15 protein-coding genes are annotated in these 21,849 nt (G+C 63.5%); 8 read left to right on the top strand and 7 right to left on the bottom strand.

Going from position 1 to position 21,849, the window contains the following annotated elements:
- The first annotated feature begins 174 nt into the window (after positions 1 to 174).
- From hemH to ACCO56_RS05430, 3 genes are all read left to right on the top strand, one after another.
- The gene (gene hemH / locus ACCO56_RS05440; protein ID WP_433638476.1) at positions 175 to 1,236 is read left to right on the top strand and encodes a ferrochelatase; all 1,062 of its coding nucleotides are present in this window, start codon (positions 175 to 177) and stop codon (positions 1,234 to 1,236) included.
- A 169-nt stretch (positions 1,237 to 1,405) separates the two neighbouring features.
- Positions 1,406 to 2,389, top strand: coding sequence for an SPFH domain-containing protein (locus tag ACCO56_RS05435; RefSeq protein ID WP_433638474.1), 984 nt, complete (start codon positions 1,406 to 1,408; stop codon positions 2,387 to 2,389).
- A gap of 16 nt (positions 2,390 to 2,405) precedes the next feature.
- A complete protein-coding gene (locus tag ACCO56_RS05430; protein ID WP_433638472.1) occupies positions 2,406 to 2,870 on the top strand; it encodes an NfeD family protein in 465 nt (154 codons plus the stop codon).
- Positions 2,871 to 2,943: 73 nt separating this feature from the next.
- Here the strand turns inward: ACCO56_RS05430 and ACCO56_RS05425 are convergent, their stop codons facing one another.
- Positions 2,944 to 3,936: a KpsF/GutQ family sugar-phosphate isomerase gene (locus ACCO56_RS05425; RefSeq protein WP_433639767.1), complete on the bottom strand. Its 993-nt coding sequence runs from the start codon at positions 3,934 to 3,936 to the stop codon at positions 2,944 to 2,946.
- A gap of 227 nt (positions 3,937 to 4,163) precedes the next feature.
- Here ACCO56_RS05425 and ACCO56_RS05420 point away from each other — a divergent pair, with 227 nt between their 5' ends.
- Complete coding sequence (locus ACCO56_RS05420; protein ID WP_433638470.1) at positions 4,164 to 5,843, top strand: outer membrane beta-barrel protein; 1,680 nt, start codon at positions 4,164 to 4,166, stop codon at positions 5,841 to 5,843.
- Positions 5,844 to 5,860: 17 nt separating this feature from the next.
- Here the strand turns inward: ACCO56_RS05420 and galU are convergent, their stop codons facing one another.
- Positions 5,861 to 6,751, bottom strand: a complete 891-nt coding sequence (gene galU, locus ACCO56_RS05415) for a UTP--glucose-1-phosphate uridylyltransferase GalU (RefSeq protein ID WP_433638469.1) — start codon at positions 6,749 to 6,751, stop codon at positions 5,861 to 5,863.
- A 280-nt stretch (positions 6,752 to 7,031) separates the two neighbouring features.
- Here galU and ACCO56_RS05410 point away from each other — a divergent pair, with 280 nt between their 5' ends.
- The gene (locus ACCO56_RS05410; protein ID WP_433638466.1) at positions 7,032 to 8,255 is read left to right on the top strand and encodes a lytic murein transglycosylase; all 1,224 of its coding nucleotides are present in this window, start codon (positions 7,032 to 7,034) and stop codon (positions 8,253 to 8,255) included.
- Between the two features lie 208 nt (positions 8,256 to 8,463).
- Positions 8,464 to 9,627, top strand: coding sequence for an SGNH/GDSL hydrolase family protein (locus ACCO56_RS05405; RefSeq protein WP_433638465.1), 1,164 nt, complete (start codon positions 8,464 to 8,466; stop codon positions 9,625 to 9,627).
- Positions 9,628 to 9,686: 59 nt separating this feature from the next.
- Here ACCO56_RS05405 and ACCO56_RS05400 read toward each other — a convergent pair whose 3' ends face one another.
- Both ACCO56_RS05400 and gltB read right to left on the bottom strand, forming a co-directional pair.
- The gene (locus tag ACCO56_RS05400; protein ID WP_433638463.1) at positions 9,687 to 11,141 is read right to left on the bottom strand and encodes a glutamate synthase subunit beta; all 1,455 of its coding nucleotides are present in this window, start codon (positions 11,139 to 11,141) and stop codon (positions 9,687 to 9,689) included.
- Between the two features lie 121 nt (positions 11,142 to 11,262).
- Positions 11,263 to 15,960, bottom strand: coding sequence for a glutamate synthase large subunit (gltB, locus tag ACCO56_RS05395; RefSeq protein ID WP_433638461.1), 4,698 nt, complete (start codon positions 15,958 to 15,960; stop codon positions 11,263 to 11,265).
- A 476-nt stretch (positions 15,961 to 16,436) separates the two neighbouring features.
- Here gltB and ACCO56_RS05390 point away from each other — a divergent pair, with 476 nt between their 5' ends.
- The gene (locus ACCO56_RS05390) at positions 16,437 to 17,486 is read left to right on the top strand and encodes a threonine aldolase family protein (protein ID WP_433638459.1); all 1,050 of its coding nucleotides are present in this window, start codon (positions 16,437 to 16,439) and stop codon (positions 17,484 to 17,486) included.
- Positions 17,487 to 17,841: 355 nt separating this feature from the next.
- On the opposite strand, the gene ACCO56_RS05385 is transcribed toward ACCO56_RS05390, so the two are convergent.
- Entirely contained in the window at positions 17,842 to 18,306 is a 465-nt protein-coding gene (locus ACCO56_RS05385; protein ID WP_433638458.1) for an Hsp20 family protein, read from the bottom strand.
- A gap of 433 nt (positions 18,307 to 18,739) precedes the next feature.
- On the opposite strand from ACCO56_RS05385, the gene ACCO56_RS05380 reads away from it, so the two are divergent.
- Positions 18,740 to 19,741, top strand: coding sequence for an alpha/beta fold hydrolase (locus ACCO56_RS05380; RefSeq protein ID WP_433638455.1), 1,002 nt, complete (start codon positions 18,740 to 18,742; stop codon positions 19,739 to 19,741).
- Here the strand turns inward: ACCO56_RS05380 and hisN are convergent.
- On the bottom strand, positions 19,726 to 20,478 hold the full coding sequence (gene hisN / locus ACCO56_RS05375; protein WP_433639765.1) for a histidinol-phosphatase: 753 nt from the start codon (positions 20,476 to 20,478) through the stop codon (positions 19,726 to 19,728). The genes ACCO56_RS05380 and hisN overlap by 16 nt on opposite strands.
- 257 nt (positions 20,479 to 20,735) lie before the next feature.
- Positions 20,736 to 21,668 (bottom strand): N-formylglutamate amidohydrolase, encoded by a 933-nt coding sequence (locus ACCO56_RS05370; protein WP_433638453.1) that lies wholly within the window; start codon positions 21,666 to 21,668, stop codon positions 20,736 to 20,738.
- Positions 21,669 to 21,849 lie beyond the last annotated feature (181 nt).

Here is a 21,849-nt window from a genome sequence, read left to right as displayed (position 1 = left end):
AGGCGCGCATTGCTCCGTCGGAGCGTGCCTGCGGCCACAAGGTCCATTGAATTCGCACTGCGCATCGCTAATTTTCGGCGCAAACGGCGGCTCCGGTTAAATGGAGTCGCCGCTACATTTGTTTGCTCCAGCAAGGACCGGAGCGTGTTGCACACGCTCCGCATCGAGGCCGAGATGAAAGCTGCAGACGCCCATGTTGCCGAGGCAAAGGTCGATAGGCCGTTTCCCGGCGGCCCCGCCGCCACCCGCGACGGCAAGATCGGTGTGCTGCTCGTCAATCTGGGCACGCCCGACGGCACCGACTACTGGTCGATGTGGCGCTATCTCCGGGAGTTTCTGTCGGATCCTCGCGTGATCGAGCTCAACAAGGCTATCTGGTATCCGATCCTTTACGGACTGGTTCTGACCACGCGGCCTCAGAAAGCCGGCGCGAACTACGCCAAGATCTGGAACCGCGAACGCGACGAGTCGCCGTTGCGCACCTATACGCGCGCCCAGAGCGAGAAGCTCGCGGCAATATTCTCGGACGAGCCGCGTATCTTGGTGGATTACGCCATGCGCTACGGCAATCCCTCGATCGCCAGTGTCGTTAAGAAGATGAAGGAAGCGGGCTGCGACCGCATTCTCACCTTCCCGCTCTATCCGCAATATTCCGCCACCACGACGGCCACCGCCAACGACAAGCTCTTCCGCGCGCTGGCGACGATGCGCGACGCGCCGGCCGTGCGCAGCATTCCTCCCTACTACAACGAGCCTGTCTATATCGAAGCGCTTGCCCGCTCGGTGGAGAACCATCTCGCCTCGCTCGATTTCGATCCTGAAGTGGTGATCGCTTCCTATCACGGCATTCCGAAAGCCTATTCCGACAAGGGCGACCCCTACCGGCAGCACTGCCTGGAGACGACGCAGATGCTCAATGAGCGCCTCGGCTGGAAGGAAGGCCGGCTCATCACATGCTTCCAGTCGCGTTTCGGCGCCCAGGAGTGGCTGCAGCCCTATACGGACAAGACGGTCGAGAGGCTCGCCGCCGAAGGCGTGAAGTCGATCGCCATCCTCAATCCAGGCTTCTCGGCGGACTGCATCGAGACGCTGGAGGAGATCGCCCAGGAGGCGCGGGAAATCTTCCTGCATGGCGGCGGCAAGCACTTCTCCCATATCCCCTGCCTGAACGACAGCCCCGAAGGCATGGCGGTCATCGAGGCCATGGTGCGTCGCGAACTCCTCGGCTGGCTCTGAGGAGACCTGCGGGCACGGCCCGGGCGCGGAACGACGCTCTATCTCTTTGTTTTGGCCGCATTTATGCGCCCCCAGTGATTCCCCTTGGTTGTGAATTGCTTTAAGTCTCGCACGTCCGGTGCTGGTTGCCGGACGTCTCGGCAACACAGCCAGTCCAGGGAGGCGCTCAATGCCTTTTACCGGTTTCGACATCATCATTCCGGTGCTTATCGTTCTTGTCCTTCTTTTGCTGTTCACCGGCATCAAGACGATACCTCAAGGCTACAACTACACGGTCGAGCGTTTCGGCCGTTATACGCGGACACTGGCGCCCGGCCTCAATCTCATTGTTCCCTTCGTCGACCGCATCGGCGCCAAGATGAACATGATGGAGCAGGTGTTGGATGTCCCGACACAGGACGTCATCACACGCGACAATGCCAGCGTCGCCGTCGACGGCGTCGCCTTCTACCAGGTGCTCAACGCGCCCCAGGCCGCCTATCAGGTTTCAGGGCTGCAGAACGCCATTCTCAATCTTACAATGACCAACATCCGCACCGTCATGGGGTCGATGGACCTCGACGAATTGCTCTCCAACCGCGACGCCATCAACGAGCGGCTGCTGCGCGTCGTCGACGAGGCGGCTCATCCCTGGGGCATCAAGATCACGCGCGTCGAGATCAAGGACATCAATCCGCCGGCCAACCTGGTGGAATCCATGGCCCGACAGATGATGGCGGAGCGCGAGAAGCGCGCGCAGGTGTTGGAGGCCGAAGGCAAGAAGCAGGCGCAGATCCTGGAGGCCGAGGGCAAGAAACAGGCTCAGGTTCTGGAGGCCGAGGGCCGCCGGGAAGCCGCCTTCCGCGACGCCGAAGCGCGCGAGCGCGCGGCGGAGGCCGAGGCGCGCGCGACGCAGGTGGTATCGGAAGCCATCACCAAGGGCGACGTCCAGGCGATCAACTATTTCGTGGCGCAAAAATATACCGAGGCGCTGACGCGGATCGGATCGGCCACCAACAACAAGGTCGTGTTGATGCCGCTCGAGGCTTCATCGCTGATCGGCTCGCTGGGCGGCATCGGCGCGATCGCCAAGGAGGTGTTCGGGGAGGCTCCGGACGGTGCGGCCGGCACGCCGCGTTCGACGAGCCGCCCGCCGCGCACGGGCCAGAGCTGACAGCAGGAGGTTCTCGATGCTCGAGCGCATCTTCGCCGAACTCGGACCATGGAACTGGATGGTTCTCGGCTTCGTCCTGCTGGCCGTGGAAATCGTCGTGCCCGGTTTCTTCCTGCTGTGGATCGGGCTCGCCGCCCTGGTGACGGGCGCGGTCTCGCTGTTGTTGTGGAATGCCGGCTTCTGGGTGTGGCAGACCCAAGTGCTGGTCTTCCTTGTCCTGGCGCTGCTTGCCGCCTATGCCGGAAAGAAGATCATGTCCAGGCGAGGCGATCAGACCGACCAGCCCTTGCTCAATCGTCGCGGCGACCAGCTGATCGGCCGCACGGCCACATTGACCGAGCCGATCGTCAACGGTCGCGGCCGCATCAAGATCGGCGACACGATGTGGCGGGTTTCCGGACCGGATCTGCCCGTCGGCACGACCGTGCGGGTGACGGCGGCGACGGATCTGGATCTGGAGTTGGTGGTGGAAGCTGTGTAGCAAATAGCGCCAAAAGACCGGGGATCTCGCGGAAGCGCAGGTCCTTTCCTTCTCTCTATTCGCTATTCGCTCACTAAGCCACACCGATCCTGAGCAGATCGTGCATATGCACGAGGCCCACCGGCTTACCCTTCTCCACCACCATGAGCGACGTGATGGCGGAGGAGTTGATGAGCTGCAGCGCGGTGGCGGCGAGCGTGTCGGGCGTGACCGTCTTCGGATTGCGGGTCATCACCTGATCGACGGTCATAGGCAGTATGTCCATGCCGATCTTGCGGCGCAGGTCGCCATCCGTGATGATGCCGGCCAGAAGGCCCTCTTCGTCGGTGACGGCGACGCAGCCGAAGCTCTTGCGTGAAATCTCGGCGATCGCCTCCTTCATGCCGGTTCCCGTCGGGACAAGCGGCACCTCGTCGCCGACATGCATGACATCGCGGATCTGAGTGAGGTTGGCGCCGAGCTGGCCGCCAGGGTGGAAGGTCCGGAAATGCTCCGGCGTGAAGCCCCGAGCCTCCAGCAGCGCGATCGCCAGGGCGTCGCCGACGACGAGTTGCATCGCCGCCGAGGTCGTGGGCGCCAACCCGTGAGGGCAGGCTTCGGCCGCGCGCGGCAGGCAGATCACCACGCTGGCCTCGCGCGCCAAGGTCGATGTCTCGCCGGCGGTGATCGCGATGAGCGGAATGGAGAACCGCTTGGCATAGGCGACGATGCCCTGCAGCTCGGTGGTCTCTCCCGACCAGGATATGGCGACGATGACGTCGTCGCGCGCGATCATGCCGAGATCGCCATGATTGGCTTCGGCGGGATGGACGAAGAAGGCCGGCGTGCCGGTCGAAGCGAGTGTAGCCGCAATCTTCGAGCCGATATGCCCGCTCTTGCCGACACCAGTGACGATGACGCGCCCACGGATCACCGACAGGGTTTCCACGGCACTCGCGAAAGGCTCGGCCAGACCGTTGTCGAGGGCCTCGGCGAGCGCCGCAAGGCCAGCCTGTTCAGTCGTCACGGTTCGCACTGCGGAGGCGATCGCGGCTTCCCGATCCGCTTTTTTCTTCAAGCTGCCGATCTCCAGACTTCGGATTCTCGTTTCCGGCGCTCTAAACTGTTCAGTCCTGCCTGTCCATGGTGCTTGACTGGAGCATTGGTCGGCGTGCCAGACGCAACCTGCGGTTCTCCTGTCTCAACCCTCCGTTAACCATCGACATTTACGGTCCGGTAAGGTTGGCGCTGTGGCGCTTGGGCTATTTCAGGGTGGCAATGTCAGGGGCTCGACCCAGGAGAAAACGCGCGAGGTTGAGCGCCTTCGTCCTGATCTCGGGAACAGCGCTCGGCTGCGTCGTGCCTGCTGTTGCGCAGGATACCATGGCCCTGCGCGGTTCCGTGGCGGAAGGCGATGTCAACAACGACCTGCTGCGCAGTCCGCTCGCCAGCCCCTCGCCGCTGGCGCCTCGCCAACAACGGCGGGAGCAGCCGTCGGGCATCCCCTCGCCTCAGTACCAGCCCCAGAGCGCAGGCGCGGTTGCCGATGACGGACGCGGCTCGCCCTCCGATGGATCCCTTTTTCCGGACGAGCCCGCGAACGACGCTTTCGCCGACGAGCCGGGGCTCCAACCGACGCGACCACCCACCACGGCACGGGAACGCGCCGAACAGTCGCGAGCCGAACCTATCGACCAATCCACATCGCAGGCGCTCGAGCCTGTGAGCGGAGCCGAAATCGACGATACACCCACCGGCACGGTGCGGGTCGATACGGTCGATCAGGCTGTCGATCTCAGGATCGACCCGCGTGCAGGACGCGCTCAGGCGATCGAGCGGATCGAGCGTCAGGAGGGCGAGAACCCATATGCTCCGATTGGGCTGAGGCTGGGCACATTCACGGTTCGTCCCTCCCTCGAAACCGGCCTCACCTCGACGTCGAATGCCAATTACAGTCCCGTGCCGGAATCGGCCGTGCTGTCGGAGACAACGCTGCGGCTGAACGCCGTCTCCGATTGGTCGCGGCATTCCGCGAGCTTCAACGCCTTCGGCACGCTTCGCGAGTCCATCTCCGGCGCGGAACTGGACGAAAAATCGGCAGGCTTCGACGGCAGCCTCGGGCTCGACCTCGGTTACGACTATCGTGCCGTCGCCAGCCTCGGCTATCTCGTCGCACCGGAGTCTGCCTCCTCGCCCGTCACCATCGTCGGCACGGTCGACCGGCCGATCCGGCAGACCCTGCTCGGCAGCCTTGGGCTGGAAAAAGATCTGGGGCGCCTCCGCTTCGCAGTGACCGGCAGGGCGGAACGCGACTGGTACGGCGACGCCGAACTGCCGACGGGCGGCACCATTTCCCAGCAGGACCGGGACTCGACCCTGGGCACGCTGGTCCTGCGCGGCGGGTACGAACTCTCGCCGGCCTTCACGCCTTTCGCGGAATTCGAGGTCGGCCGCCGGAACTACGAACTAGAGACCGACAGCAACGGCTTTCAGCGCTCGACCAACCGGCTCGGCGCACGCGCCGGTGTGGCCTTGGACATCAGTGAAAAGGTCACGGGCGAGATCTCGGCCGGCTGGATCGAGGAGCGCTTCGACGATCCAAGGCTTGCCCCTGTCTCGGGGCCGACGGTCGACGCGGACCTTGCTTGGTCGCCGATGCGCGGAACGATCGTCGGCCTCTCCGCGGCGACCACCGTGGAAGGCGCGACCGCGGTCGATGAAAGCGGCTCGCTGCTTTACGCCACGCGCCTCGACGTGGAGCGCGAGATGCGCGCCAATCTCACCGGCAATATCGCGTTCGGCGCTGCCTATCGCGACTATACCGGTATCGGCGGCCACGACCTTACGCTCAGCGCCGAAGCCGGCCTGACCTATTGGCTGAACCGCTATGTCGGTCTCACCACCCGCGCACGCCATGAGCGCCAGACAAGCACCATACCGGGGCGCGGATACGAGGCGAACAGCATCTTCCTCGGCATGAGGCTGCAGCGCTGAAGCTTTAACGGGTCGCTCTACCTTCCGGCCGGCCTGGCCTCCCTTAGCAGGCTTTCGATCGTGCCGGCGAGCTTGGCATGCATGTCCGGCCGCCAAAGCGCGAAGGCCACATTCGCTTCGACGAAGCCTTCGGGTGAACCGCAATCGAACGTCTGGCCGTGGAAGTGATAACCGTAGAAGGGCTGTTCCTCCGTCAGCTTCAGCATGGCGTCGGTGAGCTGGATCTCGTTGCCGGCGCCGCGCTCCTGCTGCTCCAATATGCCGAAGATCTCCGGCTGCAGGATATAACGGCCATTGATGTAGAGATTGGAAGGCGCGGTGCCCGGCTTCGGCTTTTCCACCATCTCCGTGATGCGGAAGCCGTTATGGATAGGCTCGCCCTTGCCGACGATGCCATACTTATGCGCTTCGGCCGGGTCGCATTCCTGCACCGCGACGACGTTGCCGCCGGTGTTTTCATAGAGTTCCACCATATCCTTCATACAGCCCTTCTCGGACTGCATGATCATGTCGGGCAAGAGCAGCGCAAAGGGCTCGTTGCCGACGAGGTCGCGCGCGCACCAGACGGCATGGCCGAGGCCGAGCGGTACCTGCTGGCGCGTATAGCTGGTCTGGCCGGGCGTCGGCTGGAGGCGCTGAAGCTTCTCCAACTGATCGTCTTTGCCGCGCTGGGCAAGCGTGTTGTACAGCTCGAACTGGACGTCGAAATGATCCTCGATGACCGTCTTGTTGCGGCCGGTCACGAAGATGAAATGCTCGATCCCCGCTTCCTTGGCTTCATCCACGACATACTGGATGACCGGTCGGTCGACCACCGTCAGCATTTCCTTCGGCACCGCCTTGGTCGCCGGGAGAAAGCGGGTGCCGAGACCCGCGACGGGAAAAACAGCCTTTCGTACTCTTTTCATGTGTCGGAAAACCCGTTGCAATCGTCTGGAAGCGCCTCACCGGCGATCCAGCGCCGGAAATGCAGCATACTCAACTTGTCGGCCGCGTGATAGGATCGAGGCTCATTGACGGAGGAGGGGGTATACCCAACACACTTTCGATGGAGTTGACGCGTTGCTTGCCGCGCTTGTTTGTCGCGCACCGAACGGCGATTTTTGCCTATCGCCGCCCCCATGGTAAACCGATTGCTAACCCGTACGGCGTTGAATGGTCCCTCGCGAAGATTCGAAGGAGGTTTTGATGCCTGTTCGCAAGAATGCCAGCCGTCTTGCATCGGCGCTCATCGCCGTCGGCCTTGCCGCGGCCACCTTTTTAACGCCGACGAGCGCCTCGGCGGACGCCGGATTCCAGAATTGGGTCCGCAGTTTCCGCTCGACAGCAATTCAGGCCGGCGTTTCGGGCAAGACCTTTGACCGCGCTTTCCGTGGCGTTAGCGCAATCGATCCCGAAGTGCTGGAGAAGGCCCGCTTCCAGCCTGAATTCACCGCGCCGGTCTGGGATTATTTCGACAATCGGGTTCATGATCACTCGATAACCGTCGGCCGCCAGATGGCCAGGCAATGGAAACCCTGGCTCGACAGGATCGAGGCCAAATACGGCGTGGACCGCTACATCCTGCTGGCGATCTGGTCGATGGAATCGAACTACGGCGAAATCCTGAAGAACGACAAGGTGATGCGTAGCGTCGTACGCTCGCTCGCCACGCTTGGTTACGCCGACAAGAGACGGGCGAAGTTCGCGCGCACCCAGCTCATCGCCGCGCTCAAGATCCTGCAGAGCGGCGACATCGACGAAAGCCACCTCACCGGCTCCTGGGCCGGCGCCATGGGGCACACCCAGTTCATCCCTACCAGCTACCAGGCCTATGCCGTGGACATGGACGGCAACGGCAAGCGGGACATCTGGAATTCGGTGCCGGATGCGCTGGCGACCGCCGCCAATCTCCTGCGCAAGAACGGCTGGCAATCCGGCAGGACCTGGGGATACGAGGTGAACCTGCCCGCGGGCAAGCTGCCCGCCGGTTCGATGAGCCTTTCCAAATGGCAGCAGCTGGGCGTCACCCGGGCCAACGGCAAGCCATTCAAGCGAGGTGGCGACAATGCCACTCTCAAGGCGCCGGACGGGCGCAACGGACCGGCGTTCCTCGCCACCAAGAACTTTTTCGTTCTGAAGAACTATAACAATGCCGATAAATACGCCCTCGCCGTCGGCCTGCTCGCCGACGAGATTGCCGGCTACGGCGGCCTCGTGCGCGACTGGGACCGGCCCTTCACGAAACTCACCTTCGAGCAGAAGCAGGAGCTTCAACAGCGGCTCTCGGCCCATGGCTATTATGACGGCAAGTTCGACGGCAAGATCGGCGAGGCCTCGAAGAAGGCGATCCGCGCCTTCCAGGCTCAGGCTGGCATGAGCCAGGACGGCCACCCGAGCCTCGAGGTGCTGTCGACGCTGCGGCGGCGGTGACAAATCCCGGCGGCTCCATCAATCTGGAGCCGCCGGCGCTTTGTTTTGGCCGCATTGTGCGGCGACAACCGAGCGTACATGCTCTAAGGTTGCAGCTTGGAATCGACAGCGGGCTCGGGTTGAAGACCGGTGTGAACCGGCGCTGCAGGGAAAGGGCCAGGACGTGCTCGGATCGCGGAAAGGATGGCGCCTCAGGCAGGCACTTCCGGTGCTTTTGATCGGGCTCGTCGTACTTGCGCTTGCCGTGCCTGCCGCCTTGGCGCAGGAATACCAACCCCGTCGGCCCCGTAATCTCTTCGAGTTTCTCTTCGGCACGCCACGTGAAAGGGTGATCCAGCAGCGCGCCCCCAACAGGCCGGCGGCAACGCCGAGGCAGCGAACGAAATCGGCCAAGGCACGGGTGAGGCCACCGGCCGAGCCAGAAACGCCGGTGGTCGAGAAATCGCAGACCGCGCGGACCGTGCTCGTGATCGGCGACTTCATGGGCAGCGGCCTTGCCGAAGGGCTGAACGTCGTTTTTGCGGAGAATCCCGAGATCAAGGTGATCGACCGCACCAAGGGTTCCTCGGGCTTTGCGCGCCCGGATTTTTTCGACTGGCCGAAAGAGATCAAGGGGGTGATCGACGCTGAAAAACCGGCGGCGATCGTCGTCATGCTGGGCTCCAACGATCGCCAGCAGATGAGGATCGGCGACGTGCGGGAGCAGCCGCTCACCGAAGCCTGGATCAAGGAATACGAGGCGCGCTCGACAGCACTCGCCACCGCCATGCAAGCAAGCAAGGTTCCGTTCGTATGGGTCGGACAGCCCTCCTTCAAGCCGAAGAAGATGCTGTCGGACATCCTCGCCTTCAACGACGTCTACCGCAAGGCGGCCGAGGCTGCAGGCGGTACCTTCGTGGACATATGGGAGGGCTTTGTCGACGAGAACGGCGCCTTCGTCACCAACGGTCCCGACATCAACGGCCAGCCGGTGCGCCTTCGTTCCAACGACGGCATCAATCTCACCAAGGCCGGCAAGCGGAAAGTGGCCTTCTATGCCGAGAAGCCGCTCTATAAGATCCTGGGCATCACGCCTTCCGGCGCGCCCATCCCGGGCGTGGCCGCACTGCCGCAGGCGGGCCCGCAATCGCGCGTGCCGGTGGACCGCACCCTGCCGGTTTCCCTGAACGACCCCGAGCTCGATGGCGGAGCCGAGCTTCTCGGCCAGAAAATCGACCCTAAGGACAAGCCCCGCACGGCGGCGGAACGCCTCGCCATCGACGGCATCGCGCCGGATCCGACGCCGGGCCGCGCCGACGACTTCAAGCCATCGACACCGCCGCCTGCCGCATCCGCACCACAGGTCGAGACGACCGGCGCATTGAGGCGCTGACTGCCGGGTTCCGAGGGTGCTACGCGGCAGCCAATCCGGTCAATTGCCGGACCATTGTATCACCTCGGCAGGACCGTCGACCCCATCAGGTATTCGTCGACCGAGCGCGCCGCCTGACGGCCCTCGCGGATCGCCCAGACGACCAGCGACTGGCCGCGCCGCACGTCGCCCGCGGCGAACAGCTTGTCGATATTGGTGCGGTAGTCGCGGTCGTTCGCCTGGACATTGGTCGAGCGCCGGGTATCGGCCGTGACCGCGAGTCTGTCGCCCAGCTCTTCCACCACACCGCCGGCGATCGGGCCGGCGAAGCCGATGGCGATGAAGGCGAGGTCCGCCCGGATCACGAAGTCCGTGCCGGGGATCGGCTTGCGCTTGTCGTCCACTTCGCAGCATTTGACGCCGATCAGCACGCCGTCCTCGCCGAGAAACTCGAGCGTCGCCACCTGGAACTCGCGCTGCGCCCCTTCCGCCTGCGAGGAGGAGGTCCGCATCTTCGTCGCCCAATAAGGCCAGACGGAAAGCTTGTCCTCCTTTTCCGGCGGCTGCGGCCGGATGTCGAGTTGGGTGACGCGCACGGCTCCTTGCCGGAACGCCGTGCCGACACAGTCGGAGGCCGTATCGCCGCCGCCCACCACCACGACGTGCTTGCCGCCGGCGAGGATGGGGTCCGATGGCCAGGCGACGGACTGGATATCCTCGCCGGCGACGCGCTTGTTCTGCTGCACGAGATACGGCATGGCGTCGTGCACGCCCAGGAGATCGGCACCAGGGATGCCCGCCGGCCGGGGCGTCTCGGACCCGCCGCAATAAAGGACGGCATCGTATTCGGCAAGCAGCTCCGACACTTTCTTGTCGACGCCGACATTGACCCCGCAATGGAAGGTCACCCCCTCGCCCGCCATCTGGACGACGCGCCGGTCGATATAGTGCTTTTCCATCTTGAAGTCGGGAATACCGAAGCGCAGCAGCCCGCCGGGCCGGCTCTCCCGCTCGTAGACATGGACGTCGTGCCCGACGCGTCCGAGCTGCTGGGCGGCCGCCATGCCGGCCGGGCCGGAGCCGATGATGGCGACGCGCTTCCCTGTCTTCCCGGCGGCCGGATAAGGCCGGACATAACCCATCTCAAAAGCCTTGTCGGCGATCGCCTGCTCGATTGTCTTGATGGCGACGGGAACGTCCTCGAGGTTCAGCGTGCACGCCTCCTCGCACGGCGCGGGGCAGATGCGGCCGGTGAACTCGGGGAAGTTATTGGTCGAATGAAGGTTGCGGATCGCATTGTCCCAATCGCCATTATAGACGAGATCGTTCCAGTCCGGGATCTGGTTGTGGATCGGGCAGCCCGTCGGACCATGGCAGTAGGGCACGCCGCAGTCCATGCAGCGCGCCGCCTGTTTCTCGACCTCCTTGTCCGACATCGGCAGCGTGAATTCGCGAAAATGCCGGATACGGTCGGAAGCGGGCTGGTACTTGTGGACCTGCCGATCGATCTCGAGAAAACCTGTAACCTTGCCCATCGTAATTCCAACTCTTGAGCATTTGGGCCTGCCAAAGGCAGGCGATTGTCGGATTGCCTGGTGAAGCATGCCGCAAGCGCCGGCCGGCATTCGATGCCGTCGGCGGGCGGATGGTCGCGGCCTATTCCGCCGCGACGCCCATGCGCATGCGCTCCATCTCGATGAGAGCGCGGCGATATTCGACCGGCATCACTTTCCGGAATTTCGGCCGGTAGGTCGCCCAATCGTCGAGGATCGCTTTCGCCCTCGTCGAACCCGTATAATGCATATGGTTCGAAATGAGCTGCACCAGTCGCTCCTCGTCGTGGCGCGTCATGTCACCCGATACGTCGACGCGGCCTTTATGCGCGATGTCGCCGCCGTGATGGTGCAGCTTCTCGAGCATGTCGTCCTCTTCGGGCACCGGCTCGAGCTCGACCATCGCCATGTTGCAGCGCGCGGCGAAATCACCTTCCTCGTCGAGCACATAGGCGACGCCGCCCGACATGCCGGCCGCGAAATTGCGCCCGGTCTTGCCGATGACGACCACCACGCCGCCTGTCATGTATTCGCAGCCGTGATCGCCCACGCCCTCCACGACGGCGACCGCACCCGAATTGCGCACCGCGAAACGTTCCCCGGCAACGCCGCGGAAGTAGCACTCCCCCTCGATCGCGCCGTAGAGAACGGTGTTGCCGACGATGATGGATTCCTCCGGGACGATGCCCGACGTCTCCGGCGGGCGGATGACGATGCGGCCGCCGGACAGACCCTTGCCGACGTAATCGTTGCCGTCGCCGACCAGATCGAAGGAGATCCCTCGGGCAAGGAAAGCGCCGAAGGATTGTCCGGCCGTGCCGGTCAGCCTCACCGAGATCGTGTCCTCGCGCAGCCCCTTGTGGCGGTAACGCTTCGCCACCTCGCCCGAAAGCATGGCGCCGGCCGAGCGGTCGACGTTGCGGATCGGCAGCTCGATCTTGACGGGAAGCTTCGATTCCAGCGCAGGCCGGGCCAGCTCGATCAGCTTGCGATCGAGCACGTCGTCGATCGGGTGCTTCTGACGCTCGGTCCAGCGTGTCGCCTCGCGCGGCGCTTCGGGCTTGAAGAAGACCTTCGAGAAATCGAGGCCCTTGGCTTTCCAGTGGTCGATCATCGCGCGCTTCTCCAGAAGATCGGTCTCGCCGATGATCTGGTCGAGCCTGGTGAAGCCCATCTGGGCCAAAAGCAGCCGCACCTCTTCCGCCACATAGAAAAAGAAGTTGATGACGTGCTCCGGCGTGCCCTTGAAACGCTTCCTCAGCACCGGGTCCTGGGTGGCGACGCCTACCGGGCAGGTGTTGAGATGGCATTTGCGCATCATCACGCAGCCCGCCGCGATCAGCGGCGCGGTCGAGAAGCCGAACTCGTCCGCCCCGAGCAGCGCGCCGATAACGACGTCGCGGCCTGTGCGCAGCCCCCCGTCTACCTGCAAGGCCACGCGGGAGCGCAGGCCGTTGAGCACCAGCGTCTGGTGCGTCTCGGCAAGCCCCATTTCCCATGGCGATCCGGCATGTTTCAGCGAAGTGAGCGGCGAGGCGCCGGTGCCCCCGTCATAGCCCGAGATGGTGATATGGTCGGCGCGCGCCTTAGCGACGCCGGCCGCGACCGTGCCGACACCGACTTCCGAGACGAGCTTCACGGACACGTCAGCCGCCGGATTGACGTTCTTCAAGTCGAAGATGAGCTGCGCCAGATCCTCGATCGAATAGATGTCGTGATGCGGGGGCGGCGAGATCAGGCCGACGCCGGGCGTCGAGTGACGCGTCTTGGCGATGGTCGCATCGACCTTGTGGCCGGGAAGCTGCCCGCCCTCGCCCGGCTTGGCGCCCTGAGCGACCTTGATCTGCATCACGTCCGAATTGACGAGATACTCGGTCGTCACGCCGAACCGGCCCGAAGCCACCTGCTTGATGGCCGAACGTTCCGGGTTCGACGCCCCGCCCGGCAGTGGCAGGTAGCGGTCCGGCTCCTCGCCGCCCTCGCCCGTGTTGGACTTGCCGCCGATGGCGTTCATGGCACGCGCCAGCGTGGTGTGAGCCTCGCGCGAGATGGAACCGAACGACATGGCGCCGGTGGAGAAACGCTTCACGATCTCCGAGGCCGGCTCGACGTCGTCGAGCGGCACCGGCTGGCGCCCGCCTTCTTCCGCCATCTTCAACCGGAACAGGCCGCGTATGCTCTGGGCGGCCGCAGCCTCGCTGTCGATCTGCTCGGAATATTCCCGGAAGGTCGCCCATGACCCCTTGCGCACGGCGTGCTGCAGCGTCGCGACGGCATCCGGCGACCACATATGGGCCTCGCCGCGCATGCGATACATGTACTCGCCGCCGACTTCCAGCGCGTTCCTCAATACCGGATCGTCGCCGAAAGCCGCCGTGTGGCGGCTGACGGTCTCGGCCGCGATCTCTTCCAGCCCGACGCCCTCGATGGTGGTCGCGGTGCCCGTGAAATACTTCTCGACGAAGTCCGACCTCAGCCCGACCGCGTCGAAGATCTGAGCGCCGCAATAGGACTGGTAGGTCGAGATGCCCATCTTGGACATCACCTTCAATATGCCTTTGCCGATCGACTTGATGTAGCGCGTGACCGCCTCGTTGGCGTCGACCTCGGGCGGCAGTTCGCCGCGTTTGTGCATATCGGCCAAGGTGTCGAAGGCGAGATACGGGTTGATGGCCTCCGCGCCGTAGCCCGCGAGACAGCAGAAATGATGCACTTCGCGCGGCTCGCCGGATTCGACGACGAGGCCGACCGCCGTGCGCAGGCCCTTGCGGATCAGGTGATGGTGCACGGCCGCAGTGGCGAGCAGCGTCGGGATGTCGATACGGTCCGGTCCGACCTGACGGTCGGACAGGATGATGATGTTGTAACCGCCGGCGACCGCCGCCTCGGCGCGTTCGCACAGTCGCTCGATTGCTGCCGGCATGCCGGCGGCACCTTCGGTCGCCGAATAGGTGATGTCGATGGTCTTGGTGTCGAAACGATCCTCGGTATGGCCGATAGAGCGTATCTTCTCGAGATCGGCATTCGTCAGGATCGGCTGACGCACCTCGAGACGCTTGCGCCTGGAACTGCCCACGAGGTCGAAGATGTTCGGCCTTGGTCCGATGAAGGAGACGAGGCTCATCACCAGTTCCTCGCGGATCGGATCGATCGGCGGATTGGTGACCTGTGCGAAGTTCTGCTTGAAATATGTGTAGAGCAGCTTGGCCTTGTCGGACATCGCCGAAATCGGCGTATCCGTTCCCATCGAACCCACAGCTTCCTGGCCGGTCGTGGCCATCGGCGACATCAGGAGCTTGATATCCTCCTGCGTGTAGCCGAAGGCCTGCTGGCGGTCGAGCAGGCTGACGTCCTTGCGCAGCTCGCGCGGCTCGACCGGCTTCAGATCCTCCAGGATCAGTTGCGTGTTGCCCAGCCACTGCTTGTAGGGATGCCTGGTCGCGATCTCGGACTTGATCTCCTCGTCCGAGATGATGCGCCCCTTCACGAGGTCGATCAGCAGCATCTTGCCGGGCTGCAGGCGCCACTTCTTGACGATCTTCTCCTCCGGCACCGGCAGCGCGCCGGCCTCGGAAGCCATGATGACACGGTCGTCGTCGGTGACGACGTAGCGCGCGGGTCTCAGGCCATTGCGGTCGAGCGTGGCGCCGATCTGGCGGCCGTCCGTGAAAGCCACCGCCGCCGGCCCGTCCCACGGCTCCATCAGCGCCGCATGATATTCGTAGAAAGCCTTGCGGTCGGCATCCATGAGCTTGTTGCCGGCCCAGGCTTCCGGGATCAGCATCATCATGGCATGAGCGAGCGTATAGCCGCCCTGGAACAGGAACTCGAGCGCATTGTCGAAGCAGGCCGTGTCCGACTGCCCCTCGTAGGAGATCGGCCACAGCTTGGAGATATTGTTGCCGAACAGCTCGCTGTCGACCGAGGCCTGCCGGGCAGCCATCCAGTTGTTGTTGCCGCGCACCGTATTGATCTCGCCGTTGTGCGCGACCATCCGGTAGGGATGCGCCAGTTTCCACGACGGGAAGGTATTGGTCGAAAAGCGCTGGTGAACAAGGATCAGCGCGGATTCGAAGCGCTCGTCGGCAAGATCCTTGTAATAGGCGCCGACCTGGTAAGCGAGGAACATGCCCTTGTAGACGATCGTGCGCGCCGACAGCGACACGCAATAGGCGCCGATGTCCCTGTCATCGTTCTCGGCGTAGATGCGGCCCGAGATCACCTTGCGCAGAAGATAAAGCCGCGCCTCATATTCCTCGTCGTCATCGATATCCGCCGGGCGGCCGATGAACACCTGGCGATGGAACGGCTCGGCGGCGACGATGTCCGGCGCCTTGGAGAGCGAAGAATTGTCGACCGGAACGTCGCGGAAACCGAGCAGCGGCAGGCCTTCGGATTGCGCCGATTCGGCAATGATCTCATCGATATGAGCACGCAGCTGGGGATCCTGCGGCATGAACCAATGGCCGACACCGTAATGGCCCGGCTTCGGCAGCTCGATGCCCTGCCTGGCCATTTCCTCGCGGAAGAAACGGTCGGGAATCTGCACGAGGACGCCCGCGCCGTCGCCCACCAGCGGGTCCGCGCCGACCGCGCCGCGATGAGTGAGGTTCTCCAGCATCGCCAGGCCATCCCTGATGATCTGGTGCGACTTCACGCCCTTCATTTGGGCAATGAAGCCGACGCCGCAGGCGTCATGCTCGTTTCGTGGGTCGTAAAGGCCTCGGTTTTTGACGGTGGCCGCTTTCGTCTGCGCGGCCGGCATCAATTCCGTCGTCACAGATGGCGCCACATACGTCATCGTCCGTGTCCTCCGTGCCCCTTCCGGGCGTTGGGCCGGCATGGTCCGTGGAGCGGAAGCCCCTCATGATCATGCGGCATGTCTTTCGAATGTCCGGAGCGCCGACCCATCAGGCCAACCACCCCGCGCTCTGCGGCCGCGGCCGGGTTCTGCACACCGCTCGCCGCCCTTCGCGCGGCAGGCTGGATCGCGTTATTATACGCCTATCCAGCCAGCCATGCGCCAATAAATAAGACAGCACTGCTGTCCTATCTCGGGATATGGCAGAATTCTTTCTCCGCTTCAAGTTAGAAATGAACAGGACGTTGCGCAAAGGCGCAATAAAATTGCCGTCTGCGGTTTCATTTCGTAATTATCTAACGTCGGCAGCGAGGTGGATGGCCCGTCAAAGCAGGAATCTAGCCCGGCCCTCTTGAAGAGAGGCGCTAAAAACGCACATGGTCCGCCGCGAAAGCGGTCACATCCGGGAAATCATCATGATCTTTGCATCCGACAACTGGGCCGGAGCCCATCCGGCGATTTCAGCTGGTCTGGCGGCGAGCGCCGACGGCTACGCCTCGGCATACGGTTCCAGCGAGCTCGACAAGGCAGTCAAGGAACGCTTCAGCGCCCTGTTCGAGCGCGAGGTTGCCGTGTTCTTCGTAGCGACAGGAACGGCCGCGAATTCCCTGTCGATGACGCTGGTGAGCCGACCCGGGGGCGTGGCGTTCGCCCATCGCGAGGCGCACATGCTTCAGGATGAATGCGGCGCCCCCGAATATCTGTCTGGCGGCGGCCGGCTGCACGCGGTCGACGGCGCATTGGGGAAGATCGATCCGGTCGGGCTCGAGCGCGCGATCAAACAGTTTGATCCGGCATTCCTGCATGGTGGCAGGCCGATGGCCATCTCGATCACCCAGGCCACCGAAATCGGAACAGTCTACCAGCCAGACGAAATCGCGGCGATCAGTGCGACCGCCCAGCATCACGGACTGCCCCTGCACATGGACGGAGCGCGTTTCGCCAACGCCCTCGTGGCATTGGAAACCACGCCCGCGGAGATGACCTGGAAGCGCGGTGTGGACCTTGTGTCCTTCGGCGGCACCAAGAATGGCTGCTGGTGCGCCGAGGCGATCGTGCTTTTCGATCTCGAGAAGGCGCGCGAGCTCGCCTTCGTGCAGAAGCGCGCCGCGCAGCTCTTCTCCAAGTCGCGCTTCGTCGCCGCGCAATTCGACGCCTATTTCAGGGGTGACCTGTGGCTTGAAACGGCGCGACACGCCAATCGCATGACGGCACGACTGGCCGAGCGCATCGGGGCGGCGAAGTCGATGCGCCTCGCCTGGAAGCCGGAAGCGAACGAACTTTTTACCGTGATGGAGAGCAGTACCGCCGAAGCCCTGCAAGCCAAGGGCGCGGTCTTCTATCCGTGGGCGACGCCGAGCGCCTTCGAAGGCCAGCTCGCGGAAGGGGAATCGCTTTACCGCTTCGTCACGAGCTTCAGAACGACCGAAGATGAGGTGGACCGCTTCGGTGACCTGGTCGGGTAAGCTAGGCTAACGGTTGCATCCCATTGGCGGACGGGTATCCAGCGGACCGGTCGGCAGAGGCTGATTTTGCGCCGTTGGGCGGCTATCAGTAAGGCAACGGAATGGATACTCGGATCACCTCGCTTCGCTCGGGTCCGAGTATGACGAATTGCGTTGATGTGCTCCGCTAATCGCCAACGCTGACGACTGGCATTCGCCTAGAAGCTTCGTCATACTCGGACCCGAGCGAAGCGAGGTGATCCGAGTATCCATTCCGTTCCATAGCGGCCAGGCCGAATACGGTGCAGGACAGACGAAACGGCCCTGGATGCACAAACATCCAGGGCCGCCGATCGTACTATGTTAATTGTACGAGTTAGTTGACCGAAGCCTCGATCTGCTTCGCTTTCGCCGGGGCAACCGTGATCGCGATCTTGCGGGGCTTCAGCTCTTCCGGAATGTTCCGCTTGAGGTCGATGTGAAGGAGGCCGTTCTTGAGAGCGGCACCCACGACATCGACATGGTCGGCGAGCTGGAAGCGGCGCTCGAAAGCGCGGGACGCGATGCCGCGATAGAGCAATTCGGTGCCTTCACCATTGGGCTCATCCTTGCGCTCGCCCTTGACGGTCAGCACGTTGCGATGGGCTTCGATCGCGATGTCGTTTTCCGAGAAGCCTGCAACCGCCATGCTGATGCGGTAGGAATCCTCGCCCGTGCGCTCGATGTTATAGGGCGGATAGGTCTGCCCGCTTTCCGGCTGGCCGAGCGTATCCAGCATGCCGAAGAGCCGGTCGAAGCCGACCGTCGAACGATAGAGAGGGGAAAAATCAACGTGACGCATGGTTCTGTTCTCCGTTTGAGCAACATAAGCGTTTGACCTTTCACGGAAACCCATCCTGGCGTTTCCTCGAGGCCAGCGGTCCCAGTCCGGCGACCGCATCCATGATCTGGGTGTCCCCCAACGACATTTCAAGGCCGCCTCCCCGGCGATGATGAACACAGCATGAACCAGCCTTTCGGGCAGCGTTCAGCAACAGGTGGCTATATTCGGCAGCATCGAAAGAGGGCGGCGCGGTTGCCGCAAGGCAGCGCGACGGGGCGATCCGGACGCTAACGTCCCTTCCGTCCGGATCGACAAGGCCGGGAACCAGCGGGAACGCCCGCGGCTTCCGGCCTTGCTCTTTTTCGCATCGATTTCTCCCGAACCAAGGCCGACTTCGGATCCGAAGCCGTAATCCACTTGCTTTTGGCGGCGCTCATTTTATCACCATGCCATGGACGCCTTAGACCCGGGTCGCGAGGCCCTCGCCAGTCACCTCTTCGAAACGCCGGGCAATCCGGTGCCCGACCACGCCCGGTCGGGTTTCCTGGCGGCGCGGGACGGCAGGAAGATCCGCTATGCGCTGTTCGGGGCGACCGGCCGGCCGCTCAAGGGAACGGTGATCGTGCTCGCCGGGCGCAACGAGTGCATCGAGAAATATTTCGAGACGACAAGGGACCTTGCGTCCCGCGGCTTCGCCGTCGCCACCATCGACTGGCGTGGACAGGGTGCCTCCGACCGCCTCATTCGCAATCCCGAAAAGGGATATGTCGACGATTTCCAGGACTATGTCGGGGATCTCGAGGAGTTCTTTACCGAGGTCGTCCTGCCCGATTGCCGCGGCCCTTTCTACGTGCTCGCGCACTCGACTGGAGCGCTCGTTGCGCTGCTTGCCTCGCCGGCCATGGCGAACCGCGTCCAGCGCATGGTGTTGTGCGCTCCGCTGCTCGGCCTGCCCGATCGATCCCATTCCATGAAGACGGCGCGTCGGACAGCGGCGTTCTTCTATAGCCTGGGGCTCGGCTCGATGTATCTGGGCAGCCGTCGGCGCCCACGCGAGGCGGCGCCTTTCCAGGGCAACATGCTGACCACCGATCCCGATCGCTATCGGCGCAACTGCCTCATCTACGAGGCCCATCCCCGCCTCGCGCTGGGCGGCCCCACGGTGGCCTGGGTCCATGCCGCCTGCCGGGCTCACGACCATGTCCACGATCCCGAATTCATGGCGAGGATACGCATTCCGACGCTGTTCATAGCGGCCGGCAACGACAGCGTGGTCTCGACGCGAGCCATCGAAAACTATGCCCGGCAAGTGAAGTGGGCTTCCATGCTGACGATCGACGGCGCCCGCCACGAGGTGCTGCAAGAGGCGGACTTCTTCCGCGAGCAACTGCTGGGGGCCTTCGACGCTTTCGTGCCCGGTTCGGAGCAGGACGATCCCTACCCTGCCAGGTAGGCCATCGCCGCTTCATGAAGTTCCGGCGTGGCGGCGGCCAGGATGTCGCCGCCAGCTTCCGCCGGCCTCCCGTCGAAAGTGGTCACCACGCCGCCGGCCTGTTCGATGATCGGTATCAGCGCGACGATGTCGTAAGGCTGGAGGCCTGGATCGACGGCTATGTCTACATTGCCGGCGGCGACCATGGCGAAGGCGTAGCAATCGGCGCCGTAGCGGGCGAGCCGGACCGCCTGCTCCAGCCTGTCGTAGCGCGTGCGGCCTTCGCTCTTGAACAAAGCAGGCGTGGTCGTGGTCAGCGTCGCGTCGGCAAGCCTCGTGGTCTTGCGGGTGGCGAGCCGCCGGCAACCGTCGGGCCCCTCGTAAAACGCACCGCCGGAGTCGGCGAAATAGAGTTCCCCCGTGAAGGGTTGCGACATCATCCCTGCAACGGCATCACCCCCGACGGTCAGGCCAACCAGCGTGCCCCATACCGGCAGGCCGGAGATGAAGGCCCGGGTGCCGTCGATGGGGTCGATGACCCACAGATGGTCGGAATCGCCGTTCTCGATCCCATGCTCTTCACCCAGAATGCCATGGCCGGGGAATTCCGAGCGGATAAGTGCCCGGATCGCCTGTTCGGCCTCGCGATCGGCCTCGGTGACCGGATCGAAGCCGGCGCTCAGCTTGTTGGAGACGAGCCCCTGCTGGCGAAATCGCGGCAAGGTTTGCGCGGCGGCCGCCGCCGCCAGTTTCCGCATGAATTCAGTTTCGACTTTCACGCCCGCCCCGCTCTTGTTTAAGCTTAAAACTTCTTCTCTGCATGAACTTGTTGCCCAAATGCCACGCATTCGGAAGAAGAAGCCTTTGCCACATCAGTATGAATTAAAAAAGCATTGACTTTTGTGCAGCGCACAATAATCTGATGTTCGGACAGGGTTTCCTGTCCATGCCCTCCTTGGGCGTTTCCTCCCTAGACTTCGACCGCATCGTGCGAACGATGCGGTCTTTTTTTGCCCTACTCGGCCGCCAGCGGAGGGATCTGCAGATAGTGTTCCGGCAGCGCCATGAGGTCGGCGACGAAGCGCGCGAGGTCGTCGGCCAATGCATCGAAGCCCGGTTCTCTCTGGAAGGTGCGCTCATTCATATAAAGCCCGCGATTGACTTCGATCTGGAGCGCATGGAGGCCCCGCGTCGGGCGGCCGTAATGCTCGGTGATGAAGCCACCAGCATAGGGCTTGTTGTGCGCGACGGTATACCCCATGGCCGCGAGCAGCCCGATGGCGTGCTCGGTGAGCGCCGGTGCCGCCGACATGCCGAAACGGTCGCCGACGATGAAGTCGGGCCGGACCCCGGTATCGCCGACCCGGATGCTGGCCGGCATGGAATGACAGTCGATCAGCACCGCCGCCCCGAAACGGGCATGGGTCGCGCCGACAAGCCGCTTCAGGCACTCGTGATAGGGTTTGTAGATGGTCTCGATGCGGTCCACCGCTTCCGCCAGCGGCAGCTTTCCCGGATAGATGTCGAGGCCTTCGCCCACCAGCCGCGGCACGGTGCCGAGCCCGCCGGCCACCCGCGCCGAGCGGATGTTCACGAACGACGGCACTGGCTCGCTGAACATGCGCGGATCGAGTTCCCAGGCCTCGCGGTTCACGTCGAGATAGGCGCGCGGAAAATGCGCCACCAGCATCGGCGCGCCGAGCGTTACGGCTGCCGAGAAAAGCTGATCGACATAGGAATCTTCCGAACGGCGGATGGTGTCGCGGCCGAGCCTTGTCATGCCCAGGAAGCGATCGGGGTAGGACTGGCCGCTATGGGGGGAATTGAAGACGAAGGGGACGCGTTGTTCCGCGCCGGTCCTGATCTCGAAAGGAACCTGGAAATCGGCGGCGGCGTGGCTCATCGGGTTTGGCGTCGGACTCTGTCTGTCATGAAACGACCGTGCCATCGGGGCACGTCCCTGTCCAGCCCGACGCGCGCAACCCTCGCGGTTTCCGGCGTCCGCGGCGACACGAAAGCGGCGACCTCCGGCGGAATGGCAGCCTGCGGCACGAAGACCGTTCACTTGATATTTACCCTCCGCTATTCATATGAAGAATGGTTAACGGGCCCTGGTGGGGCCCGTAAGG

The organism is Mesorhizobium sp. 1B3 (genome assembly GCF_050958605.1).
Classification (GTDB): domain Bacteria; phylum Pseudomonadota; class Alphaproteobacteria; order Rhizobiales; family Rhizobiaceae.
This window is presented reverse-complemented; position numbering and strand designations above follow the sequence as displayed.